Annotated in this window: 22 protein-coding genes and 1 pseudogene; 12 read left to right on the top strand and 11 right to left on the bottom strand. The window is 61.9% G+C overall.

Annotated elements, in window-relative coordinates; genetic code table 11:
• Positions 1 to 10: 10 nt before the first annotated feature.
• Complete coding sequence (locus tag C440_RS02890; RefSeq protein WP_008318082.1) at positions 11 to 955, top strand: NAD-dependent epimerase/dehydratase family protein; 945 nt, start codon at positions 11 to 13, stop codon at positions 953 to 955.
• An 88-nt stretch (positions 956 to 1043) separates the two neighbouring features.
• On the opposite strand, the gene C440_RS02895 is transcribed toward C440_RS02890, so the two are convergent.
• From C440_RS02895 to C440_RS02905, 3 genes are all read right to left on the bottom strand, one after another.
• Positions 1044 to 1235 (bottom strand): hypothetical protein, encoded by a 192-nt coding sequence (locus C440_RS02895; protein WP_008318085.1) that lies wholly within the window; start codon positions 1233 to 1235, stop codon positions 1044 to 1046.
• A 162-nt stretch (positions 1236 to 1397) separates the two neighbouring features.
• Complete coding sequence (locus C440_RS02900; RefSeq protein ID WP_049915206.1) at positions 1398 to 1991, bottom strand: HD domain-containing protein; 594 nt, start codon at positions 1989 to 1991, stop codon at positions 1398 to 1400.
• On the bottom strand, positions 1991 to 2734 hold the full coding sequence (locus C440_RS02905; protein ID WP_049915209.1) for an EthD domain-containing protein: 744 nt from the start codon (positions 2732 to 2734) through the stop codon (positions 1991 to 1993). The genes C440_RS02900 and C440_RS02905 overlap by 1 nt, the downstream gene beginning before the upstream one ends.
• A gap of 143 nt (positions 2735 to 2877) precedes the next feature.
• Between C440_RS02905 and C440_RS02910 the strand changes: the two genes are divergently transcribed.
• From C440_RS02910 to C440_RS17630, 6 genes and pseudogenes are all read left to right on the top strand, one after another.
• Positions 2878 to 4128: a M24 family metallopeptidase gene (locus tag C440_RS02910; RefSeq protein WP_049915240.1), complete on the top strand. Its 1251-nt coding sequence runs from the start codon at positions 2878 to 2880 to the stop codon at positions 4126 to 4128.
• Positions 4129 to 4417: 289 nt separating this feature from the next.
• Positions 4418 to 4639, top strand: a pseudogene (locus tag C440_RS16960) (IS5/IS1182 family transposase); the annotation flags it as partial.
• A 165-nt stretch (positions 4640 to 4804) separates the two neighbouring features.
• Positions 4805 to 5752: a DUF1028 domain-containing protein gene (locus C440_RS02915; protein ID WP_008318095.1), complete on the top strand. Its 948-nt coding sequence runs from the start codon at positions 4805 to 4807 to the stop codon at positions 5750 to 5752.
• 73 nt (positions 5753 to 5825) lie between these two features.
• Positions 5826 to 6887 (top strand): hypothetical protein, encoded by a 1062-nt coding sequence (locus C440_RS02920; protein ID WP_193788386.1) that lies wholly within the window; start codon positions 5826 to 5828, stop codon positions 6885 to 6887.
• A gap of 63 nt (positions 6888 to 6950) precedes the next feature.
• Positions 6951 to 8459, top strand: a complete 1509-nt coding sequence (locus C440_RS02925; protein WP_008318098.1) for a cobyric acid synthase — start codon at positions 6951 to 6953, stop codon at positions 8457 to 8459.
• A gap of 125 nt (positions 8460 to 8584) precedes the next feature.
• On the top strand, positions 8585 to 8728 hold the full coding sequence (locus C440_RS17630; RefSeq protein ID WP_008318100.1) for an HVO_A0556 family zinc finger protein: 144 nt from the start codon (positions 8585 to 8587) through the stop codon (positions 8726 to 8728).
• 75 nt (positions 8729 to 8803) lie between these two features.
• Here the strand turns inward: C440_RS17630 and C440_RS02930 are convergent, their stop codons facing one another.
• The 6 genes from C440_RS02930 to hutU all read right to left on the bottom strand — a co-directional run bounded on the left by C440_RS02930 (position 8804) and on the right by hutU (position 17984).
• Positions 8804 to 10036, bottom strand: a complete 1233-nt coding sequence (locus C440_RS02930; RefSeq protein ID WP_008318102.1) for an ABC transporter substrate-binding protein — start codon at positions 10034 to 10036, stop codon at positions 8804 to 8806.
• Between the two features lie 149 nt (positions 10037 to 10185).
• Positions 10186 to 12324: a PAS domain S-box protein gene (locus C440_RS02935; protein WP_008318104.1), complete on the bottom strand. Its 2139-nt coding sequence runs from the start codon at positions 12322 to 12324 to the stop codon at positions 10186 to 10188.
• A 175-nt stretch (positions 12325 to 12499) separates the two neighbouring features.
• Positions 12500 to 14077, bottom strand: coding sequence for a histidine ammonia-lyase (gene hutH / locus C440_RS02940; protein WP_008318105.1), 1578 nt, complete (start codon positions 14075 to 14077; stop codon positions 12500 to 12502).
• Positions 14070 to 15308, bottom strand: a complete 1239-nt coding sequence (gene hutI, locus C440_RS02945) for an imidazolonepropionase (RefSeq protein WP_008318107.1) — start codon at positions 15306 to 15308, stop codon at positions 14070 to 14072. The genes hutH and hutI overlap by 8 nt, the downstream gene beginning before the upstream one ends.
• Positions 15301 to 16230 (bottom strand): formimidoylglutamase, encoded by a 930-nt coding sequence (gene hutG / locus C440_RS02950; RefSeq protein WP_008318110.1) that lies wholly within the window; start codon positions 16228 to 16230, stop codon positions 15301 to 15303. Before hutG ends, hutI begins: the two co-directional genes overlap by 8 nt.
• Positions 16227 to 17984, bottom strand: coding sequence for a urocanate hydratase (gene hutU / locus C440_RS02955; protein WP_008318112.1), 1758 nt, complete (start codon positions 17982 to 17984; stop codon positions 16227 to 16229). The genes hutG and hutU overlap by 4 nt, the downstream gene beginning before the upstream one ends.
• An 84-nt stretch (positions 17985 to 18068) precedes the next feature.
• Here hutU and C440_RS02960 point away from each other — a divergent pair, with 84 nt between their 5' ends.
• Together C440_RS02960 and C440_RS02965 are read left to right on the top strand one after the other, a co-directional pair.
• Positions 18069 to 18719, top strand: coding sequence for a helix-turn-helix domain-containing protein (locus tag C440_RS02960; protein ID WP_008318114.1), 651 nt, complete (start codon positions 18069 to 18071; stop codon positions 18717 to 18719).
• A gap of 228 nt (positions 18720 to 18947) precedes the next feature.
• Positions 18948 to 19853, top strand: coding sequence for a glycerophosphodiester phosphodiesterase (locus C440_RS02965; protein WP_008318117.1), 906 nt, complete (start codon positions 18948 to 18950; stop codon positions 19851 to 19853).
• A 138-nt stretch (positions 19854 to 19991) separates the two neighbouring features.
• Here C440_RS02965 and C440_RS17635 read toward each other — a convergent pair whose 3' ends face one another.
• Entirely contained in the window at positions 19992 to 20159 is a 168-nt protein-coding gene (locus C440_RS17635) for a hypothetical protein (protein WP_008318119.1), read from the bottom strand.
• Positions 20159 to 20344: a hypothetical protein gene (locus C440_RS02970; RefSeq protein ID WP_008318121.1), complete on the bottom strand. Its 186-nt coding sequence runs from the start codon at positions 20342 to 20344 to the stop codon at positions 20159 to 20161. Before C440_RS02970 ends, C440_RS17635 begins: the two co-directional genes overlap by 1 nt.
• Before the next feature lie 533 nt (positions 20345 to 20877).
• Here C440_RS02970 and C440_RS02975 point away from each other — a divergent pair.
• The 3 genes from C440_RS02975 to C440_RS02985 all read left to right on the top strand — a co-directional run bounded on the left by C440_RS02975 (position 20878) and on the right by C440_RS02985 (position 23963).
• Positions 20878 to 22158, top strand: a complete 1281-nt coding sequence (locus C440_RS02975; protein ID WP_008318123.1) for a putative manganese transporter — start codon at positions 20878 to 20880, stop codon at positions 22156 to 22158.
• 1 nt (position 22159) lies between these two features.
• The gene (locus tag C440_RS02980) at positions 22160 to 22618 is read left to right on the top strand and encodes a universal stress protein (RefSeq protein WP_008318124.1); all 459 of its coding nucleotides are present in this window, start codon (positions 22160 to 22162) and stop codon (positions 22616 to 22618) included.
• A 211-nt stretch (positions 22619 to 22829) separates the two neighbouring features.
• The gene (locus tag C440_RS02985) at positions 22830 to 23963 is read left to right on the top strand and encodes an MFS transporter (protein ID WP_008318125.1); all 1134 of its coding nucleotides are present in this window, start codon (positions 22830 to 22832) and stop codon (positions 23961 to 23963) included.
• The last annotated feature ends 294 nt before the right edge of the window (positions 23964 to 24257 follow it).

Here is a 24257-nt window from a genome sequence, read left to right on the forward strand (position 1 = left end):
ATCGACCGTGATGGTCACCGGTGGAACCGGCTTCATCGGTTCGTACGTCGCACAGGACCTCTTAGATGTGGGCCACGACGTCGTCGCCTACGACCTCTCGACCGACCCTCGAATCCTCGAAAAGCTCGATATCGCCGACGACGTGACGATACGCCGTGGCGACGTGACCGACCCGACGGACGTGATTCGCGCGGTCCGCGAGACGGGGACGACACACGTCATTCACCTCGCCGCGCTTCTGACGACGACCGCGCGCGAGAACCCGCGAGCCGCCCTCGACGTGAACGTACGGGGGACGAACAACATCTTCGAGGCCGCCCGCGCGCTCCCCGACCAAGTCGAGCGCGTCGCGTGGGCGTCGTCCGCGGCGGTCTACGCGCCGCCCGCGAACTACGGCGACGACTTCGTGACCGAATCCGACCTCGTCTATCCCGATACGCTCTACGGCGCGTCGAAGGAGTACAACGAACACCAAGCGCGGGTCTACTACGAGGATTTCGACGTGTCGCACGTCGCGCTCCGGCCGACCGTCGCCTACGGCCCGTACCGCGAAACCGGTGGCTCTGCGTTCCTCGCAAACATCGTCGAAAAGCCCGCACTCGGCGAATCGTTCAGCGTCGAGTACGGCGACCAAGTCATCGACTGGCAACACGTCCGCGACATTGCACAGGCGTTCCGGAAGGCGGCGTTCACGCCCGACGAAGCCCTCACACAGCGCGTCTACAACGTCCGCGGGGAGCTTGCGACGATTCGAGAGGCCGCAGAAACCGTCGAGCGAATCATCCCCGATGCCGACCTCACCGTCTCCGACGAGGGCGAACTGCCGTGGACCCAACGGCTGGACATGACGAAAGCACAGGCCGACCTCGGGTACGACCCCGAGTACGACCTCGAAACTGGATTCCGCGACTACATCAACGTCTTGCGGGACGAACACGGGTTGGACCCGCTGTAGGTTCCATCCGCCGAATCGACTGCCGAGCGCGCACCCGAGCATCAGAGCACCCGACCGCCGGACGCGCGCCGAAGGTGATGCCCGCCAGTCAGTCACCGTCTGCCTGCTCTTTGGCGAGGAGGTCGCGGATGTCGTCGGTCGAAAGCAGGTCAACTAGGCTTGCGCCCGAGTCGTACTCCGCCTGTTCTTCGGCGGTGAGATACGCGTTTCTGTCGCGCTCGGACAGTAGTTCTTCGAGTCGGTCTTCGAGGTCTTCGGGGTCGTAGCCGGGAATTACCATACCAGAAGTACGCCCCGTGGTAACTTATTTCATGCTGAGTGGAGAACACGCTGGGACGCTTTGCCACGAGTGGCCACGATGACTAAACGGCCGAGAACGACTGCACGACGAAGACAAACAGCATAGTATCGGCCGCTCGAACTAAAAACCCGAGAGCCGCCGTTACTGAGTTTGTGAGTACGTTTCGACCCACTCTTGCAGGCTGATACCCATCGCGGCCTGCGTGATGGCGTTCGAGGACGCGGCGTTCGCGCTCTTGACGAGTTCGGCTTCGAGCGTCCGAGTCGGAATTTCGCCGATGAAGTGCGGAATGGCGCGCTGGACCGCGAGCGGGCAACCGACTTCGTGGGCGAGCGCGTAGCCCGAAAGTGAGTGTGGAATCTCTTCTGTGGCGTACTCCGGGTCGGGGTCGTCGAGTTTGTCGTCATCGACGAAATCGACGTACTCGTAGCACTTGCCGACGTCGTGGAGCAGGCAGGCCGCGTGGGTGACGTCGAAGTCGGGGTCCGCGCCGTGGAAGTCGCGTTGCTCCTCGGCGGTCCGAGCGGCGATGCGCGTCACGCCGCGGACGTGTTCGACGTTCGTCACCTCGTGGATGTTCCACGCGTAAGGGATGTCCTCGATGTCGTACCACCCCCCACGGGTGAGGCCGAGACACCACGCCTCGATGACCTGCTCGCGGAGCGCGTCGTCTTCGATGGCGTCGAGTTCCGGGAAGGCGGCTTCGACCTGTTCGCGGTAGTCTGCGGCGGGCATCACTCGGTCACGTTCCCATCCCGTTTCGTCGTCGCGTCTTTCTGTACCGTCTCCTGTCCGACGAACCGCGGGCGGTCGCCGATAGAGAGGAAGTTATCTACATCCTCCCGTGGCGCTTTGGCTTTCGGGTCGTCGGGGTCGTAGTCACGGGACGACTCGTGTCCGAGACCGGCACGAAGCGCGTCGAGACTCTCGAAGTAGAGTTCCGCGATGCCGTCGAACTCGGCGTTTTCGGGGTCCGTGGGAACGACGCGAGCGTAGCGGACGACGCCGGGAATCTCGCGGGCTAGCGGGACGTGCGTGTTCGCCCAGTGGTCGAGGAACTCGTCGTGGCTCATGCCGTCTTTGCGGACGAGGAACGCGGAGTGTTTGTACAGACCCGTCGTGTCGCCGCCGGTCTCGTCTTTTTCGACGGTTTCCTCGCCAATAATGCGAGGACGGCGGTCGATGTCGAGGAAGTTGTCCACGTCTTCGCGCGCTTGTTTCGCTTTCCCCTTCGCCGGGTCGTAGTCGCGGGAGCCTTCGCTTCCGAGCGCGGCGTACAGGTCGTCGAGGTCGTCGAAGTACAACTCCGCGAGACCGTCGAACTCGGCGGCTTCCGGGTCGGCCGGAAGAACCGTCTGATAGCGTACGACACCCTCGATTTCGCGGGCGATAGGTGTGTGGTTCTGTTGCCAATACTCGACGAACTCATCGTGACTCATCCCGTCTTGGCGGACAAGCAAGGCTACGTGCTTGTACATGCGTACATCTCTTCGGTCCACGTATAGTGCAATAAATCATGAGGTATGAGTAAATTACAACAACCCAACATTTCTTCCGTCTACAACAAATTAATATGATGTTCGTGAGAGGTAGGCGTATGCCACTCCACAACCGGGAGTTCATGAGTGGAACTCGCGGCACGATGGCCGTTGACTGGGAGCAACGAATCGACGTCAAACGCATGCGCGAGGAGCGAAAAGAGCGCGCGTTAGAGCGGATGCGCGACGCCGGACTCGGGAGTATGCTCCTCATCAACGACCCAAACATCCGGTACGTGACGGGTCTGGCGATGACCGGTGGGTCGGGCGCAGATCACTACTCACTTCTCATGGAAGACGGCAACGTCGTCCACTGGGACACCGCGGACCACGCGAGCAATCAGCGATACAACTGCCCGTGGCTGAACGACATCCGCTATGCCTGTCCCGGTCTCGGAAACGTTCCGCGGGCATCCGGCCGCGACTCGGCGCGGTCGTTCCTCCTCGACAAGATGGCCGGGACCGTCGTCGATGCGCTCGAAGAGTACGGCCTGACGAGCGAACCGATGGGTATCGACACCGGCCACGACGGTCTCCTCGACGCGTTCGAATCGCAGGGTGTGGACGTCCGGCCCGGCGAGTGCGTGTCGGTGATGGAGGACGCGCGGAAAAACAAAACCGAAGACGAAATCGAGTGTCTCCGGCAGGTCGCCGCCATCTGCGAGGCGGGCTTTCAGGCTATCGCCGAGAACGCGAAGCCGGGCGCGCGAGAATCCGAAGTCTGGGGCGACGCAGTCCGCGAAATATGGCGACACGGCGCGATGGCACAAGGCGGCTACATCACCTCCGGACCGAATACGTGGCCGAAACATCAGGCGAACACCACAGACCGGATGATTCGACCCGGTGACCTCGTCTACGCCGACTTCTACAACATCGGCTATCTCGGCTATCGGTCGTGTTACTACCGGACGTTCTCGATGGGCGAACCAACCCGAGAGCAAAAAGACGCCTACGAGACGGCCCGCGACAACCTCTACGACGTTCTCGAAGCGATCGAACCGGGGAAGACCACGGACGAGATTGCGATGGCCTTCCCGGATATGGAAGGCGAACACGCCGATTGGTACGGGGCCGACGAACACTGGCAGATGACGACGAACCACTGGGCGCACGGACTCGGTCTGCAACTGTACGAAGTCCCACTCATCTGGCGCGGACTCTCGCCCGACCACCCCATCGAAATCGAGGAGGGAATGACGATGGCCGTCGAAACCCAAGAACCGGCCGGAAGACAGGGCGTCCGCGTCGAAGAGATGGTCGTCGTCCGCGACGACGGTGTCGAAGTCCTCAGTCAGTGGCCGGTCGAAGAGATCACTACTATCGACTACTGACCCACGCCGACAAGGACTCCCACGAAGTCGTCGAAACAGTGCCGATACGCCAGCCACGATTTGGCGGGGGCTGATTCGACTTCGTACCGTCAGACACAAAAAGACAGAATAGACATATGAATTTTCACAAATTTTATAATTTTTAGAAATTGTAAAATTCGCTCCTTGCAGTGCTATAGGTTCTTTTTATCTGCAATTGACTCGCCAAGGAACCACACTGGGCCGGTGAAGACTGTACGTTATATCAAAATATTTTCTCACGGGCAAGCGGTCACGTTGGCTAAAAAGCGTGAGACCGCCGATTAAACATCGCATCTTCCGGCCCATTAACCACGCTCATAACGCGCGGGTCGATGGTCACGATACCGCCAAATGTCGATGTGTGAGACCCTCTTCTCGTCGGTCAAGTGCTCGAACAGCGAACCCCTGCGTGCGCGAACGTGGTACACGAGAATTTCGTGAACTCGTCGTGAAATGTGTCGTTCATAACATCAAGCGTGCCGCAACATAGCCAAATCAACCGCAGTATGGTGATTTACCAGAGCCGGGGAATTCGAACCACGTCTCGGCACGCCTGAATCGCTCGGGGGGAGACACGACCGTCGCGCCCGCCGAGTCGAAGCAGATACCTTCGGGGGGTCAATTCTTATTCGGCGCGCGTGTGTCGGTAGCGGCGATGAAACCGCGTCCATCCACGTTCTCTATCGTTGCACGCGACCCCGAGCAAAACGCCGTCGGCGTCGCCGTCCAGTCGAAATTCGTCAGCGTCGGGTCGGTCGTTCCGTTCGTGAGCGCCGATACGGGGGCGATTGCGACACAGAGCTTTGCGAACGTCGCGTACGGTCCCGATGGGTTGGACCTCCTTCGAGCGGGGCACACCGCCGCGGAAGTCGTCGAACTGCTGACCGAAGACGACGAGGACGCGCCGAGCAGACAGGTCGGTGTCGTCGAACGAGACGGAAGCGGCGGGGAAGACACCGTCGCCGCGTTCACCGGCAAGGACTGTTTCGACGTGGCAGGCGACATTCAGGGCGACCACTACACTGTACAGGGGAATATCCTCGAAAACGAGGCGACGCTGGAGTCGATGGCCGAAGCGTTCGAGACAGCCGACGGTGGTCTCCCGGAGCGCCTGATCGCCGCGCTCCACGCCGGCAACGACGCCGGCGGCGACAAACGAGGTGAACAGTCCGCGGCGATGTACATCGCCAAACCCGACGGCGGCTACGACGGCGGCAACGACCGCTGGGTCGATGTCCGCGTAGACGACCATGAACACCCGATAGACGAACTCGAACGGGTCTTCAAGCATTACGACATCACGCTTCTCGAACGCGAAGCGCCCGACGAGACGGTGTCGCTTTCGGGAGAGACCGCCGAGTCGGTGCTGGAAACGCTCGCCGAACTCGGATTGTACGACGGAACGCCGTCCAGCGAGTTTGGTGACGAAGCGGTCGATGCACTCGAATCGTTCCGTGGCATGAACAACTTCGAGAACCACTCGCTCGTCGTCCTCGAAGACGCCATCGCCCGCGGCTGGGACGACGTTGCCGATGTGACCGACGGCGAGGAACGATTGGTCGAGGCAATCTGGCAGGGCCTGACACGACTCGACCGGAAATAAGGCGAAAGCCGGGACTCAAACGGGTCTTTAACTCTGGCGTAGGGCAATACACCCCCCACTAGTAGAGTGATGTATGCAACGAAGACAACTGCTAGCGGCGGTCGGCATCGGTCTCACGACTGCCGTTGCAGGCTGTACCTCGCAAGCGAGCACGGGCGAAGGCGAAGACGCCGAACTCGACACGACGACCGCCACTGGAACGGAAACGGAGACGGAAACCGCGCCCGAACCGACGGCTGTCGCGGCCGGTGAGACGACGACTCGAACTATCGGAACCGGCTCGCTCGACGACAGTGGGATGCGGAAGTCCCACAACGTCGTGCTCACGAACCAGACCGAAACGTCGGAGAGCGCGTCGCTCACCATCACGCAGGCGGGCAAGACCGTACTCGACGAGCGGTTCGAACTCGCATCGAAGGCGGCCGTCGCCGTGCCGATAACTGACCTCGGTTCCTACGAGGTGCGGGCGACGCTGACAGCGACAGACGCGACAGAGACGGTGACAATCTCGCTCGAGCAGTTCACCTGTAACGTGACGCGGACGACGATTGGCGTCACCGCCGACAGAGCGCTCACGTCGGGAAGTGTTTCGACGCTGATGGCCTGTCCCGGCGTCGTCACGGAGCGAGTTCCCGCCGACGGTTCGACCTCGAAGACGCTCGGAGACGAGCCGGTACTCGCGGATACGGGGAAGGGGACACACACCGTGTTGCTCCGGAACCCGACCGACGAGACGTGGACGGCGCGAATCCAAATCAGAACGGTGTCCGCACCACAATTCGACGGCCTGTACACGGTCGAATCGAACGGGACGGTCCTGCTCACGCTCAGCGAAGACGGAAACTACGCGCTCGACATCGGCGTCATCGAAACTGGGGCCACCGCAACCGAAGAAGTCGGTCCCAAGAACTTCGAGTGTAATCGGTCGTCTACCCGCGGCGAAATCACCACCGACGGCGGTCTCGACGTAGCGACGAGTGCGACGCTGATGGCGTGCGAAACGGACGTTGACAACGGGACGACGACCGCGAACGACACGACTGCAAACGGAACAGCTGTGAACGACACGACTGCAAACGGAACAGCTGTGAACGACACGACCACGGACAACACGACCACGGACGAAAATTCCTAACGCCCTCGCGGTACGGCCGCCGAAACAAATCTCTTTGACCCGCGCACTCTTGTGTCGCGGTAGATGACGACGCCGACGCTCCTCGTCGCCGGAACTGCGAGCCACGTTGGGAAAAGCACCGTCGCGGCCGGGGTCTGTCGCCTGCTCGCAACTCGCGGGTTCGACGTCGCGCCCTTCAAGGCCCAGAACATGAGCAACAACGCCCGTGCGGTCGCGGCCGCCGACGGCCACGGATTCGGCGAAATCGGCGTCTCCCAGTACGTCCAAGCCCGCGCGGCCGGCGTCGTACCGACCACCGACCACAATCCAGTCCTCCTCAAACCGCACGGCGACGGCACTTCCCAGCTCGTTGTCCACGGCCGCGCAATCGGATTGAATACGGCGAGCGACTACTACGCGACCCACTGGCAAGACGCGCGGGAGGCGGCGGTCGAGTCCCACGCTCGACTGGCCGCGTCGGCCGACGTGGTCGTCGCCGAGGGCGCAGGCTCGATTGCCGAGATAAATCTCCACGACCGCGACTTGGCCAACGTCGAAACCGCGCGGTTCGCCGACGCACACATCCTCCTCGTCGCCGATATCGAACGCGGCGGGGTCTTCGCCAGCCTCGTCGGCACGCTCAAACTCATGCCCGACGACCTGCGTGAGCGCGTCGTCGGCGCGGTCATCACCAAGTTCCGCGGCGACCCGAGCATCCTCGACTCGGGCTTCGAGGAGTTCGAATCGATGACCGGCGTCCCCGTTCTCGGCGTCCTCCCGTACGACGACCCCGGTCTCCCCGAAGAAGACAGCCTCGCACTCCCGGCGGCGGGCGAACGCGCTCTCGTCGGCGACGACGACGGCGTCTCGGCCGCAGAAACCGTCACTGTCGGCGTCCCGCGACTGCCGCACATCTCGAACGCGACCGATTTCGGGCCGCTCGCCGAGACGCCCGGCGTGCGAGTCGCGTACCTCCCGCTCCATTCGACGCTCGACGGTATCGACGGCGTCGTCCTACCTGGAAGCAAGAACACCGTTGACGACCTGTTTGCGCTCCGAGACGCCGGATTCGACGACGAACTCGCCGCGTTCACGGGACCAATCGTCGGTATCTGTGGCGGCTACCAACTCCTCGGTGAGCGAATCGAGAACGCCGACGTCGAAAGCACCGACGGCGTCGAGACCGCCGACGGGTTGGGGCACCTGCCGATAGTCACGCGATTTTCCCACGACAAACGCGTCGAGCCGGTTCGAATCGACTTCGAGGGCGCAGGGCCGCTGTCGGGGGCAAACGGAGACGTCGAGGGGTACGAGATACATATGGGCGACAGCCGAATCGTCGGCGACGCGGTCCCCGTTTCGGGCGACGGTGCGGCCGTCGGGCGAGTCGCCGGCACCTACATACACGACTTGTTTGCGAACGGATCGCCGCGGAGCGCATTCCTCGACGCGGTGTACGACTCCGCCGGCCGCCAGCGCCCGCAAACGACACAAACAGAGACCGAAACCGATACCGACCCGTACGAGCGGGCCGCGGCGCTCGTCGGTGACAATCTCGACGTGGTGGCGCTCCTCGATGCGCTCGACCGGTAGTGACAGAATAGTTTCGATAGTCGGTAGTCGGAGAACTCGGAGACAGCGCGAAAGTTATCGCGGAGGCGGGAGATAATATATTCATCCGGAGAAATATTCTTACCCGTGGAGCAGAGTCGTCAACCATGTCCCAATCGACGCGCCTACTCGATTCGTTCGACACCGACGATTGCACGTACTGCGACGGTGACCTGGTCGTCGAAGACTACAAAAACAACGACGCTATCGTCTGCGACGACTGCGGAACGCCAGCAGTACAACTCTGGTAAGGAAGAATCCCGGTAGCGGGACCGACTGCCTGCGCGTACGGGAGGCGAGAAAACGCCCGCCGCTCGATTTCGGGTTTAGAAGTCTCCGTTGATGATGTCGGCGACGCGCTGACGGTCGAAGAGTTGTTCCTCGACGGGAATCTCCGGGTACGGTCCTTCTTCGTACGTCGGCCACGCGCCGAACTGGTCGGGATAGAGCTGTTTTGCGGTCATCTCAATTTGGAACAGGTTGAGAATCGGTCCCTGATACCGAGCGCCCTGAGCGTGGATACGACCGTTTTTCACCGCGGAAATCTTGCTTCCGACCGGGTCGTCGTTGAACGCCTTGCGAGTCGCAACCATATCCGTCGTTGGGTGCATCCCACCGAGCGAGAGAATCACGTCCGGGTCGGCTTCGAGGAGCGTTTCGAAATCGACGGTCGAACCCGATTCGAAGTCGTCGCCGAATGCGGTTTGGACACCGAGCGGGCGCGTGTGGGCCGTCAGATATCCGGGGTGGTTCGCGTCGTAGGCGTAGATTGTCTCGAAGTCGCTGGTGCCGAGCATCACGGCAGTCGGTCGCTCGTCTTTCGGTGGCAGGTTCGACGAAATCGTCTGTACTAGGTCGTCGTGGACCGTTGCGAGCGCGTCGTAGCGCGCTTCGGCCTGAAAGACCTGTGCGACCTTCTCGAAGATTTGCCAGAGCGTGTAATACTCGTAGTCGTCTGCCCACTCCTCCGGCGGCGACTGGTGTCGGTCGCTGAAGGTGTTGCCGAACCACGGAGCCACGTTTTGCTCGATTTCTTCGAGGTCTTCTTCTCCCCAACTGCCAAGTGCGGCGACGCTCGCTGGGTCCGCGAGGTGCACGTCACTGTCGAGTTCGTACAGCTTCTCCTTGGTCGGTTCCCACGACGAATACAGGCCGCTCCAGTCGAGCGAGACGCCGTCGAGTCGCGCGACGAACTGGTTCCACAGCGCGTCGTAGTAGTCGGGCGCATGCATCGCGTTGACGGCGTCGCCGTGGCCGAGCGCGAACGCCATCCCCGCGTGGTGAGTCAGACGGGTGAAGATAGTCTCCGGCACGCCGTCGAACTCTACGTTGCCCATTGGAGCCATCGAGACGGTGTACGAGTCGCCGTCGTCGGCTGATTCGGTTGTCTGTTCCGTCGTGGGTTCTGAGGTCGAGGTTGCGGTCGCGGTCGACTCCGAGTCCGTCGTCGTCTCCTCGCCCGAAGTGCCCGTACAGCCCGCAAGCAGGCCGCCAGCGGCGACCGCGAGTCCAGATTTAAGATACGTCCGACGAGTCGCCGACTGCTCCTTCTTTGCCATAATGTTTTTAGGTCTGCCTAAAATACAAAGACCCATCGATTTTAAGCTGGCCGGATAATCGGGGAAGTCGGCCGGTTCGTCGTCGAGAGTCCGGTGGAACAGACGCGGTCGGGACTCACCCCGGAGGACCAGTGATGGATACAGAGGTGTTAACTGGGCTCGCCTTCTGGTAGGCGCGGGATACGAACCTCGACGACCGTCCCCCGTGGGTCGTTCTCTCGAACGTCGATGGTCCCGCCGCTGTTGTCGATTGTCCACCGAACGAGCCAGAGTCCGAGTCCGAGACCGTGTTCGAGCGGGCTCTCTTCGCCTTGCAGGATGATGTCTCGTTCCATCTCGGAGAGTCCCGGGCCGTCGTCTTCGACGAGCACTGAGACCGTCGATTCGTGTTGCTCGACGGTGATTTTGACGGTGGGCTCGGCGTGGTCTGCGTGCTGGACCGCGTTTTGAACGAGTTCGTTTATCGCCAGTTCGAACGATTCGTGAACTACACCCCACGCTGGTCCGTCTTGGGTCACCTCGAACGTCGCGTTCGGGAACTGGAGTCTCGCCTCGTCGACGACCCGAGCGACACGGTCAGTGACGTTACTGGAGGTCGCGTGTGCATTGTCGGGATGAATCGAGGATTTAAATCGGCGAGCGCTCTCACTGAGGTCAGCGAGAGATTCGGCTGCCGAACGTATTCCGCGTGCGTGCGTCTGGACCTCTTCGTCCGGTTGCTCCTCGAGAGAGCTGCTGTGAGCCAAGACGAGATTGAGCTTGTTCCGAATGTTGTGCCGAAGCACGCGGTCCATCACCGACAGCCGGCGTTGATGTTCTCTGAGGTTGGTCACGTCGCGAGCGACACCGACCGTACTGAAGGTTCCCCCCTCCGCCCCATCACTGTTCAGGGTGATGTTTACTTCGTACTCCCTGGTGCCTTCGGGAGTCGAGAGGGTCAGACCGAGTGGTGGCGGGTCGGGACCGTCGCTGACGAGTTGCATGATGTGTTCCAGACTCGCTTCAACCTCGGATGGCTCCAGTAAGTCGGCGATATTGCTCCCGACGAGTTCCGCTTTCGACCGTCCCGTCGCCTCCGCGAGCGCCTCGTTTACCAGCGTGAACTCCCCCATCCCGTCTAAGACGTATATCGGGTCGGTCGCCGTCTCAACGATTCGCTTGTACTGTTCGAGTTCCTGCTCGCGTTCCTTCTGCTCGGTGATATCGACACCAACACCGATGAGGCGAGTGGGGTTCCCGTCTGCGTCGGTGAGGACCTTTCCACGGGTGGTAATCCAGCGCTCGACGCCGTCGTCCCGAACGATTCGATAGTCGAGGTTAAACGGCTCGTCTTCTTCGATTGTACGGCCGATAGCCGCTTCGAGGGCTGGTAAATCGTCGTCGTGGACGCGCCGAGCGAACGCTTCGTACGTTCCTTCGAATGACCCTTCCGGAATCCCGAAGAGCTGTTCGGCGGACGAGTGCCAGTTGAGCTGGTCCGTCTCTATCTCCCACTCCCAGATTCCCGCCTGGGATGCTTTGAGCGCGAGCGACCGGCTTTCGTCGGTTCGTTCCAGCGCGTGCTCCGCTTCGACTCGTCCCGTCACGTCGTGGGTGTTGATGACGACAGCACGGTCCGGCCCGTCTTCCATCGGAGTCACACGCGACTCGACCCATCGAACCGCTCCATCACCGTGTCGGAGTCGGTAGACGACTCGCTCCGGCGAACCATCGCTCGTCGATCCGCTATCGAGAAGCACAGAAACAGCATCTTCACGGTCCAGTGGGTGAATATAGTCCGAAAGGGGTGTGCCGACGACTTCGTCTGCTTCGTAGCCGAAGACGCGCCGAACCGCAGGGCTGACGTACTCGACGATGCCCTCGCTGTCGACGACGGTGATGACGTCCGATGAGTGCTCGACAATCGTTTGGAACTCTCTCTGCCGGCGTTTCTGTTCGGTGACGTCCCTCGACGTGCCAATGAGTCGCGTCTCACCAGTGTCTGGGTCCGAATACGCACTGCCGCGCGTCGATATCACTCGAACGGAACCGTTTCGGAGGATACGAAAATCCAAATCGAACGACGACTCAGCCTCCAAAATCGATTCGACCGATTCGACGACCGATTCGCGGTCCTCGGGATGAATACACGCCAAGAAATCGGTAAACGAGGAGATATCTCGACCGAGGAGATTCATCGACGACGGGATGACAGTCGTCGTATTCGACGCTGGGTCCCACTCCCAGAGTATCGCCCTAGACTTCTCTAAGGCGAGTTCCAATCGAACGTCGTCGATTGTCTGGTTCATAATTGTTCTCTAGCACTCGAACCGTATTAGAACCCTGACAATTATTAATTCGAGAAACTGTTCTGGACGGTACCGAGTATCCGTCGGAGACAATAAAGGAACTCTCACCTGTGGAAACCAGATTGAAACAAAAAAGAGAGAAGCCGTGCCAGTGGGGTGCCTCTGAGTGCCCGGATTAGTCCAGTGCTTCGTTCACAGCCGCGCGAATCGCGCCGAATCGCACGAGGTCGCCCGCGGTCTCTAACTCGTCGTCGAGTTGTCTGTCTTCTTCCAGTGGTGGGACGACAGACCGAACCGAGTCGCGGACGGACGCGGTGCCGGTGCCGAGTTCGAGGCCGTCGTCGAGGAACTCCGCGGCCTGCGAGGCACAGAGGAGTTCGACACCGACGATAGTCGAGACGTTCTCGATGACCGTCTGCGCGTGGAGCGCGCTCTGGCCGCTCATGCTCACGTGGTCTTCCTGTCCGCCGCTGACCGGTGTCGAGTCGATGGACGGTCGTCCGAGCGACCGACACTCGTTGAGGAGCGCGGCGGCAGTGTACTGCGCAATCATGTACCCAGAGCGGAGTCCACTGCGTTCCGTCAAGAAAGCAGGGAGGTAAGACTCCTGTACCTCGGGGTTGAGCATGCGGTCGGTCCGGCGCTCGGAGATGGCGGCGAGTTCGGTCAGCGCGCCCGCGGCGTAGTCAAGGCGAAGCGCCAGCGGTTCGCCGTGGAAGTTACCCGCCGAGACGACGGCGGCAACGTCGGTTCCGGGGGCGCGTTCGTCGACATCGCCCGCCGGGAAGACGAGCGGGTTGTCCGTCACGCTGTTGAGTTCGACTTCGACTGCCTCCCGAAGGTGGGACACGGCGTCTCGGACCGCGCCGTGGACCTGCGGAAGACACCGAATCGAGTAGGCGTCCTGTACGCGCTCGCAGTCCTTGTGGGATTCGAGAACCGTCGAGCCGGCGGTCAGGTGACGAATCGTTTCAGCGCTCTGTTTTTGCCCGGGATGGGGGCGAATCTCGTGGATCGCCGGGTCGCAGTTCGCCGTCGTACCCATCGTAACCTCGGTCGTGAGCGCGCCCGCGGCGTCCGCCGCCTCGATAGTGCGCTCGGCATCGACGACGAACAGCGACGCGAGACCGACGGTGAGTTGCGTCCCGTTGATGAGCGCGAGACCTTCCTTCGAAGCGAGCGTGACTGGGTTCAGCCCGGCGGCGTCCAGCGCGTCGGCACCGTCGAGTCGGTCGCCATCGACGTGGGCTTCGCCCTCGCCGATGAGGACGAGCGCCATGTGCGCGAGAGGGGCAAGGTCGCCGCTCGCACCGAGGCTTCCGCGAGACCGAACGACGGGGTGGACGCCCTCGTTGAGCATCGAGACGAGCAGTTCGACCACAGACGGGCGAATTCCAGAAAAGCCTTTTGCGAGCGTGTTCGCGCGGGTGACCATCATCGCACGGACTTCGGACCGAGAGAGTTCCCGGCCCGCGCCGGCGGCGTGGCTCCGGACGAGGTTCGTCTGGAGGCGTTCGATATCCTCGCGGTCAATGTGCGTCTCGACGAGGTGGCCGAATCCGGTGTTGACGCCGTAAACCGGGTCGCCGGATTCGAGGACGGATTCGACTCGTTCACGTGAGTCTTGCATCTTCTCCCACGCCTCGTCGGGGAGTTCGACGGGTGCGTCGTGTCGGGCGACCGCGACGACGTCTTCGGGCGTCAGCGACTCGCCGTCGACGACGACAGTTTCGGGGAGGGCGGCCTCACTCATGGACGACCACCCCCGATTTCAGCACGGTCGAGACGGGGTTCGTGTCGAACCGATACGAGAGGTGTCTCGCAGACGGGATGTCGAGGACGACGGCGTCGGCCCGGCTTCCGGACCGAAGCGTGCCCGTGCCGTCGTCTCTGTCGAGCGCGTTGGCGGCGGCGCTCGTGATGCCGCGGATAGCCTCTTGCGGCGTCATTCGCATGCCGACACTGCCGAGTGTCGCAACGAATCCCATGCTCCGAGCGAAGCAGTTCGGATTGAAGTCGGTAGCGAGTGCGACTTCGTGGCCCGCGTCGAGGAAGGAGCGCGCGTCGGCGTATTCGGCTCCGAGACCGAACGCGGTGCCGGGGAGAACGACCGGCGTCACGTCGGCACCGACCAACGTCTCGCGGCCGTCGTCGTCTGTTTGCAGGAGGTGGTCCGCGCTCGCCGCGCCGACGTCGGCGGCGACATCGGTCCCACCGATTGCGGCGAACTCGTCGGCGTGAATCTTCGGCGTGAGACCGTATTCGCGGCCTGCTTCGAGGATACGGCGCGACTGTTCGGCGGTGAAGACCCCGCGTTCGCAGAACACGTCGCAGAACTCGGCGATGCCCTGCTCGGCGACTGCCGGCAGTTGCTCGGAAACGACCGCCTCCGTGTACTCCTCGGTATCCATCCCACGCGGAACGGCGTGCGCACCCATGAAAGTCGGAATCACGTCTACCGGGTGGCCGTCGCCGGCAGTTTCGATGGCGTCGAGCATGCGGAGTTCGGTCTCCGTGTCGAGTCCGTAGCCGGTCTTCACCTCGACCGTCGTCGTTCCGTGTTCGAGCATCACGTCGAGGTGCGCGGCGAGATTGGCCGCCAGTTCCTCGGTGGACGCCTCGCGGACCGCGTCGACGGTGCGGAGGATGCCGCCGCCGTCGGCGAGGATTTCCTCGTAGGTCGTCCCGCGGAGTTTCGCCACGAACTCGTCGGAGCGGTCGCCGGCGAAGACCGCGTGCGTGTGCGGGTCAACGAAGCCGGGAAGAACTGTCTTCCCGGTCGCGTCGATAGCTGTCGCCGCGTCTTCGACCGGGTAGTCGGAGAGCACTTCGTCGGCCGGGCCGACAGCGACGACTTCGCCGTCGAGTGCGGCGAACGCGGCATCCTCACGGATTACGACACCGGTCTCGTCGTCGGGACCGACGACCAGTTCTTCGGCTCCGTAGACGACAGTCAGGTCAGAATCTGTGGTTGGCTCAGTCATGAGACATCACCCCGGACAGGAAGTGGGCGACCGCGCGCGCGGCGGCGCGAGCGGTCTGGTCGCCGTCGTCGAGCGGGGGTGCACACTCGACGACTTCGAAGCCGACGACGCGCGAATCGGACGCGACGCGGCGAAGCATCGAAAATAGTTCGCGGGTGGTGACTCCACCGGGCGTCGGTGCGCTCACGCCCGGCGCGGCCGTTGCGTCCAGTACGTCTACGTCGAGACTGACGAAGACGTGGTCGCACGACGAAAGCGCGTCGAGCGCGAAATCGGCCGTTTCAGTCGCGCCGCGGCCGACCTCGTCCGCAGTCAGGATGGTTCCGCCCGACTCGTGTAGGAAGTCGGCGTAGGTCGTCGAGGTCTCGAAGTGTCGCGCGCCGACGACGGCGAGCGTGTCGAGTCCAGCGTCGAACAGTTGGCGGTACGGCGTCCCGCTGGATGGGCCGCCCTGCGGTTCGCGGCAGTCGAGGTGGGCGTCGAAGCTGATGACACCGATGGACGCGTCGCGGTCGAGAAGCGGGCTGACGTTAGCGACGGTCAACGAGTTGTCGCCGCCGAGAAAGACGGGGAGCGCCCCGCGCTCGTAGACGTGTGCGGTCTCGTCGGCGACGGCGGACTGAACCGCCGCCACGCCGCCTTTGAGTTCGTCTATCGGGAGGTCGCCGAGGTCGCCGACACCTGAGACGGGACCATCGTCGAAGTGGTTCGATTTCGAGGCGGCAAGTTCGCGGCGAATCGCGGCGGGACCGTCGCGGGCACCGCGACGGCCGATGACGGCACCGTCGTACGGTTCACCGACGAGGACGGCGTCGAAATCGCTCGCGTTCTCGATGGTCGTCTCGCTGACGATGTGGCCGAACTGCTCGTCGTTCGGGTCGGAAGAGGTTCCGTCCCAGTGTGGCGGGTCGCGGAATTTCATTCGTCGCCTCGTTCCGCGCGGTGGTGTTGCATCGGGATATGGACGTTGGACTGTTCCGCCTCGTCGAGTGCGTCCTCGTACCCGGCGTCGGCGTGCCGGATAACGCCCATTCCGGGGTCGGTGGTGAACACTGCGCGGGCCTTCTTGGCCGCGAGGTCGGAGCCGTCGAGGACGACGTGGTTGTTGGTGTGCAGGGAGTTGCCGATACCGACGCCGCCGCCGTCGTGGACGCTCACGATGTCCGCGCCCGACGCGGTGTTGAGAAGCGCGTTCAGAATCGGCCAGTCGGCGACGGCGTCGGTGCCGTCACGCATGGCCTCGGTTTCGCGGTTCGGGCTTGCGACGGACCCGGCGTCGAGGTGGTCGCGCGTGACGACGACCGGAGCCGACACCTCGCCGGACGCGACGAGTTCGTTAATCTTCAGCGCGAAGCGGGCGCGCTCGGTGATACCCTCGTCGTCGGTCTCGTAGCCGAGCCAGCAGACGCGGGAGGGAAGCCCCTGGAAGGACACCTGCTCTTGTGCGAGGTCGATCCAGCGCATGAGCGACTCGTTTTCCGGGAAGAGGTCGCGGATGGCTTCGTCGGTGCGGTAGATGTCCTCGGGGTCGCCCGAAAGAGCGGCCCAGCGGAAGGGACCACGCCCGCGGCAGAACATCGGCCGGATGTAGGCCGGAACGAACCCGGGGAAGTCGAAGGCGTTCTCCATGCCGCGGTGGTTCTTCACCTGCCCGCGGATGTTGTTGCCGTACTCGAAGGCGATTGCGCCCTCGTCTTGCAGGTCGAGGATGGCCTGCACGTGGCGCTCCATCGTGTCGAGGCTCTCTTCGACGTATTTCTCGGGGTCGTCCTCGCGGAGTTCGTCTGCCTCGGCGGCGGTGTAACCGCTCGGGTAGTAACCTTCGAGTTCGTCGTGGGCGCTCGTCTGGTCGGTGACGATGTCCGGAATCTCGTCGCGTTCGAGGAGTGCTTCGAGCATGTCGGCGACGTTCATCTCGACGCCGACGCTGTAGGGTTCTCCCGCTTCGAGGGCTTCTTTCGCGTTCGCCAGCGCCTCGTCCAGCGAGTCGGCGTAGTCCATCAGGTAGTCGGTCTCGACGCGGCGCTCGATGCGGTCGGGTTGGACTTCGGCCGCGATACAGACGCCGTGGTTCATCGTGACCGCGAGGGGTTGCGCGCCGCTCATACCGCCGAGACCGCCAGTGACGACGAGTTTGCCGGCCAAGTCGCTGTCGTAGTGTTGGCGGGCGAGTTCAGCGAGAGTCTCGTAAGTCCCCTGAATGATGCCCTGCGTGCCGATGTAGGCCCACGACCCGGCGGTCATCTGGCCGTACATAATCTTGCCCTCGGCTTCCAGTTCGTGGAAGTGTTCCCAATCGTCCCAGTGGCCGACGAGGTTCGAGTTGGCGATGAGGACGCGCGGGGCGCGCTCGTGGGTGGTGAACTTCCCGACGGGCTTGCCCGACTGGACGAGAAGCGTCTCGTCGTCGTCGAGATTCCGCAGTTCGTCGAGGATGGCGTCGTAGGCGTCCCACGACCGGGCCGCACGACCGGTCCCGCCGTAGACGACGAGGTCTTCGGGACGCTCTGCGACCTCGGGGTCGAGGTTGTTGTTGAGCATCCGGAAAGCGGCCTCCTGTCGCCACGACTGACACTCCGTCAGGTCGGTTCCCGTAGGCGCGCCCTGATACTCCTGCCACTGTTCGCTCGGTTTCCCGAACCGGTCTTCTTTCGACCGCGGTTGTTGCTCGTGCATACCACAGTCTTGGTTCGCAAAGCCGGTAGCAATATAACCACCATACGGAGATTGGTTTATATACTGCGTCGATAACCAACTACCATGTACGAAGCGAGCCTTCGCATCCGGGACGATAGTCCGTACGCGGCGGCCACGGCGGGCAACGCCGCGAGTATCGAGTTGTGGTGTAACGAGCACTGCGACATGCTTCACGTGAGTCACGAGGTCGGTGCCGACGTGCTGGCACGGGTCCGCGATACCGTCGGCGTCGAGACGTCGGTCGAGCGCGACGACGAACTCGTCGTCGTCACCGCCGACTGCCTCCGACACCACGAGATAGACGACATCGAAGGCTACCTACAGAAACACGGGCTACTGCTCTTGCCGCCGCTTCGATACCGGGACGGCGCGAAGGTGTGTCGCCTGCTCGCGGTCTCCGCGGATGCGCTGACGGCGTGTTTCCGCGACCTCATCGACAGTGGGTTCGACGTGAGCGTCGAGTCCAAACGAGAGACGTCGTTCGCCAGCGGGGACGGCCCGCTTTTGGCTCCGGTCGATGCGATGCCGGCGCTCACCGGTCGCCAGCGCGAGGCGCTTCGACTGGCGTACGAACACGGCTACTACGAACTGCCCCGCGAGACGGGAACCGAAGCGATTGCGACACAGATGGGCATCTCGCGGCGAACGGCGGAAGAACACCTCCGACGGGCGGAGCGGAAAGTGATGAAGTCGGTTATTCGGTACGTGCTGTGAGGAGGTTCTCGGAGGTGGCTTCCTCAGCTCGCACTGAACATTGCGACGATGTGGTTCGTCACCAACATCGACCCACAGTTGCCATCACCGTCACTGAGAATATGGAATGACAGGAAGACGTGAGAGCATAAGTTAGTCTATATTATCACATATATCATATTATATCCAAGTAGCCAGCAAGAAATGACATATAAAACACAATGAGGGCGGGGGTCCCGGGTGTACGTAATGTCCGAAAAGAGTTCCAAGATTGTCGAGAGCGTCTCGCGGCGAAGCGCAGTCAAATCGATTGGTTCGACTCTCGGAGTCTCGGTCGTAAGTGGGCCTGCCGTCGCACGAGATGGCCGGCGAGAAGACGAGGAAGGTGAAGAGAAAAAAGAGGACGAAGAAAGGGGACGCGGCAAAGTGGCAAGTCCCTACATCACGGCACACCGCGGGTTCAGGGACGTCTTCCCGCAGAACACCGTCGCCGCCGTTGAGGGGGCATCGCGCCTCGGTGCGGACCGAATCGAAATCGACGTCGTAGCCACGAGCGACGGAGAAATCGTCGTCTTCCACGACGCGATGCTCGACGACCTCACGGACGAATCGGGGTTCGTCAGTCGGACACCCGCCGAAACGGTACGACAGGCCGAAGTCCTCGACTCCGGGGAAACCATTCCGACGCTCGCCGAAGTCCTCGATGCGACCCGTCCGAGCGTCACGGTGAATATCGAATTCAAGGAGTCCGGACCGCTTTCGTGGACGGAGTTCGCAGAGCGAGCACTCCGAACCGCGTCGCAGTATCCGGGAGAGTACTACGTCTCTTCGTTCGACCACGACGCCATCCGTGCGGCCCGGGCGGTGGATTCGAACGTCGGTGTCGCGCCGATTTTCGGCCGGGACACAGAGGAGAACCTGGAGGTGGCCCGTGAACTCGACGCGACGGCCGTCAACCCGTCTCTCGACGTGCTCGACCGCGACCTCGTCGAGACGGCGCACGCGGAAGGGCGCGAGGTAAACGTCTGGACAATCGACAGTTGGAGAGAGGCGAAAAAGCCACTCGAACTCGGCGTAGACGGACTCATCGCTGATTATCCAAATATGGAGACCTTCGGAACCAAGACACAGAATCGTCACCGGTCCGGTGAGTGATTTGAGGAGACGGAGAACGACAGCCAGCCGGAAGGCTCTGCAAACAAAGCGATGAAACCCGCCTCTGTGTTCACCGACTCACTCACCGCCTTCCTCTGATTTACCCACCGACGTGCGCGTGTTGCCCGCCGACGTGCGTTACATCGCACCTGCGACGCCGCTCCCGATTGCGGCCCCGCAGTTTCCGCACGCGACGAGGTAGAACCGCTTTGCGGCCGTGAAAAAGCCGCTCGTCGAATCCATATCGAGGAACTCGACGTCCGACGCGTCTTCGAACGTTTTCTCGCACTCGGGGCAGTGAACCATTAGACGGCACCTCCGTTAGGCTTCGCACCGGCGACACCGCTTCCGATTGTCGAACCACATTCGGCACAGGTGGTCGTGTAGAAGCGTTTCGACGCTCTGATGAAACCGGTTTTTGCATCCATTTCGACGAACTCGATGTCGTCTATCGTTTCGAGGGCCGTCTTGCAATCAGGGCAGTGGACCATTCAAGCGATGAATTTCAATGAGCCGACAAATAGTTTTGGGCTGGAAGTGGGTCGGACAGCACCCGAGTGGCAGACGATGATAGACCCGGTTGGGTGGAGAAACGACGACAGCCAGATAGTATCTGACAGACAGGTGAATCGGTTATTTAGGCGCTGTAATTGAAGTTTTTATCGCCTAGTCACCCACTATTTTTTAGTATTCTAACATACAGTTCCAGACCCAGAAGTATTTGACGTATCTAATCTAGACATTAGGTAGTAAGTACTTTATGATTTGAAGGATGATTTGAACTTGTTTACAATCGTATGATGGTAGCACATCCATTCCCTTACCAACAAAGAAAGGGAAGCAAACCACAATTCAAAGCGGTCCGGGTGGATCGGACCGCCAACGAAACCCGCTCCAGGGGTAGCCATCGGTTCGCATTCGCTACCGCTGGACGTGTGTCTGCAACCGGGGCAGTTCACCGTACGTCGCCCCGTCTGCAACGTGAGACAGATACTGTCAAAGGCGCCACGGAGGCGAAATAGCGATGGCACCACTGCAAGCGCTCAGCGGGCTTCCAGAGACGCTCAACCTCACGCTCCAAGAAGCGCTCGACATTCTGATCTTCTCGGTTCGAGACGGCTTCGTTCAGGTGAGCGCGTTCGTCGCAATCACCGTCCTAGTATTCAGCTACATCCAATATCGGACGGGCGGACGCATCGTCACCTACCTCGAAAACAACGAACAGATGCAACCGCTCGCCGGGGCGCTTCTCGGCTTGACGCCGGGTTGCGGCGGCGCGATTATCGCCATGCCGCTCTACATCCGCGGGACAGTTAGTTTCGGGACGGTCGTCGCCGCTCTCGCCGCGACGGCGGGCGACTCCGCGTTCGTTATCCTCGCACTCGCTCCCGAAGCGGCGCTGTACGCCTACTCGATGGCCTTTATCTCCGCCATCCTGTTCGGCTACGCAATCGACATGTGGGGTCTCGGCGTCGGGCGCGTTGACAAGGCGGTAAACAAACTCAGCCGTCCGATGACCGACGGCGGTTTCACCACGACGAACGTCGCAGACGGTGGTCCGAGTATCCCCGATTACCAGCACGACGCTCACGACCACACTCGCGGTAACGACAACACGGACGGTCGCTTCGATGCGCTCACACCGGTGATGAGCCGATTCAGTCATCTCGTCCACGTTCTCTGGTGGGCCGTTGCGATTCTGGGGCTCGTCGCGGGCGTCATGTATCTCGCACGCGGCGCGCCAGAAGTACCGCTCGAATTCCGTCCGACGTTCTTCGGTCTCTTCACCGTCACGGGACTGGTCGGAACGACCGCGTCCTTTTATCTCCACTTCGTCGGTCGGCGCTTTATCGGCGAAGGCGAGGCCGGACGGATTCGAGACGACTTCGCCAGCGCGTACGAGACGTTCCAGCACGCGGCGATGGAGACGAGTATGGTTACCGTCTGGGTCATCGGTGCCTACCTCATCTACGAGTACGGCATCGTGATTCTCAACGTCGAAATCGCCGCGGTCGCGGCGGCCGCAGGCGTGTTCGCACCCGTCGGTGGCGCGTTACTCGGCTTGATTCCGGGCTGTGCACCGCAGATTGTCTTCGCCGGAATCTACGCCGAAGGCGGCATCCCGTTTTCGGCACTGACGGCGAACGCTATCAGTCAGGACGGCGACGCGCTGTTCCCGCTGATGGCAATCGACATGAAAGCGGCTATCGTCGCCACCATCTACACGACGATTCCCGCGCTCATCGTCGGGGTGCTCCTGTTTTACCTCTGGCCGTACGCAAGCTTCGGATTCGGGGTGCTCTGAGTTGTACGAAAACATCCTCGTTCCGACGGACGAAAGCGACCACGCGCTCGCGGCCGCCGAACACGCCTGCGAACTCGCGTCGGCCCACGGCGCGACGGTCCACGTCGTCTATGTCGTCGATACCCAGACGAACTGGCTGACCATCTCGAAAAACGAAGTTCGAGAGACGGCCCGCGAGATAGGAGAAGAGATGGGAACGCGAGCGCTGACGGACATCGAGCGTCTCGGTCAGGAATACGACGTACCCCTCGTTACGGAACTCCGTGAAGGAACGCCGGAAGAAGAGATACTCGAATACGTCGCCGACAACGACATCGACCTCGTCGTGATGGGTACCCACGGCCGACAGGGCATCAAGCGCCGCCTCGTCGGCAGCGTCACTGAACACGTCGTAGGCGAGTCACCCGTACCGGTACTGACCACCAGCACAACCGCGACACAGGATGCTAGCGACGCCTGAATAGACGCAGACGAAACGCAGTAGCTAAACGGACCTGCGGCTTCTTCGGTGCGACTTACTCGGTTAGCGGCGCTCCTATCAGTTATTCATCGTGTAGAGTCCGCGGTCGGCGCTCCCCAACCGTAATCCATTGGTACCCGGTCGGCATACGCTCGGTGTGAACCGACGCCAAGCATCCGGTGAGAGTTTACTGACGGGCTATCCCGGACGGATGCTACTTACCGTCTCGCTCGCGTGGGCGGTGCTCCAGACGGGGCGGTTCCTGCTGTCGCCGCTCCTCCCGACGATTATCGCCGACCTTCAGATAACCGAGGCAACCGCCGGCATCGCGTTGGCGCTCTTTCAGGGCGTCTACGCCGTCACGCAGTATCCAAGCGGAGAGTACTCCGACCGCTGGACGCGCGGGACGCTTATCGTCCCCGGACTCGCCATTCTCGTCCTCGGGTTCGCCACGTTCGGCATCGAAGGCGGTCTCGTCGGATTTGCCCTCGCCGCGGGCATCACCGGATTCGGGAAAGGGCTGTTTTCTATTCCCTCTCGTGCGCTCGTTTCGGACCTCTTCGTCGCCCGACGCGGCCGTGCGCTCGGACTCTACGCCGCCGGAACCGACCTCGGCGGCCTCCTCGCGTCGGGGCTCGCCATTCTCGCGCTCACCTACGCGACGTGGCGGACGCCGTTTCTCCCCGTTGCCGTCGTCCTCGGACTGCTCACCCTCGTGTTTGCCTACTGGTCGAACGACGGCTACGACGTTGGCTCACCGGAACTCGACGCGAGCGGAACGCTCCGACGACTCTTCGCCAGTCCAGAACAACGCCGAACACTCCTCGCGTTCGGCCTGTTTTACTTCATGGTCGGCGGGTTCATCAACTTCCTGCCGACGTATCTCATCCAAGCCAAGGCGTTCTCAGAGCAACTCGCAAGCGCCGCGTTCGCTATCGTGTTCGTCGTCGGCATCGGTATCAAGCCCATCGCCGGCGGGCTGAGCGACCGATTCCGGCGCGAGTCGATTGCGGTCGTCGGACTGCTCATCGCCGCGGCGTCACTCGCCGTCCTGTCGGCCGTCGCTGTCCGGCCGGTCATCTACATCGCTATCGTCGTTCTCGCCGTCGGCTACAAGATGGAGTTCCCACTCGCCGATGCGATTATCGTCGATAACGCCCCCGATGCCGACCGCGGGGCCGACCTCGGGGCCGCACGGGCGTTGTTCCTCGGTGCGAACGCGGTCGGTCCCGCCTACGTCGGCATCGTAGCGACCTATCTGAACTACGGCGTCGCGTTCGCTGGGCTGGCGGTGTGTTTGGTCGTCGCCGCGGGGTTATTGTACTGGGATGCGAGGAGTGAGTGATTATTTGATTTGCGGGTTGTTGAGATTTTTGCGAACGAATATGCGCAGAGCATTGGCGGTTAGCGTACCAATTTGGCGTGTTCAAGTAAGCCGTCCGTGACTCTAAGCCAACTAGAGTTCGTCTGTAACTCGTTTTTGTATAAACCTCCGTCAACACCAGAGTGCTTCAACCTAACTAGGGTTCGTCTGTAACAATCCCGAACAGAGTTGTCTGCGTCCGGGGTGAGGCTTCAACCCAACTAGGGTTCGTCTGTAACAAATCGCGCATCATCACAGGCTCCTAGAGTTAGACGA

Origin of the sequence: Haloferax mucosum ATCC BAA-1512, assembly GCF_000337815.1 — an archaeon.
GTDB lineage: Archaea > Halobacteriota > Halobacteria > Halobacteriales > Haloferacaceae > Haloferax > Haloferax mucosum.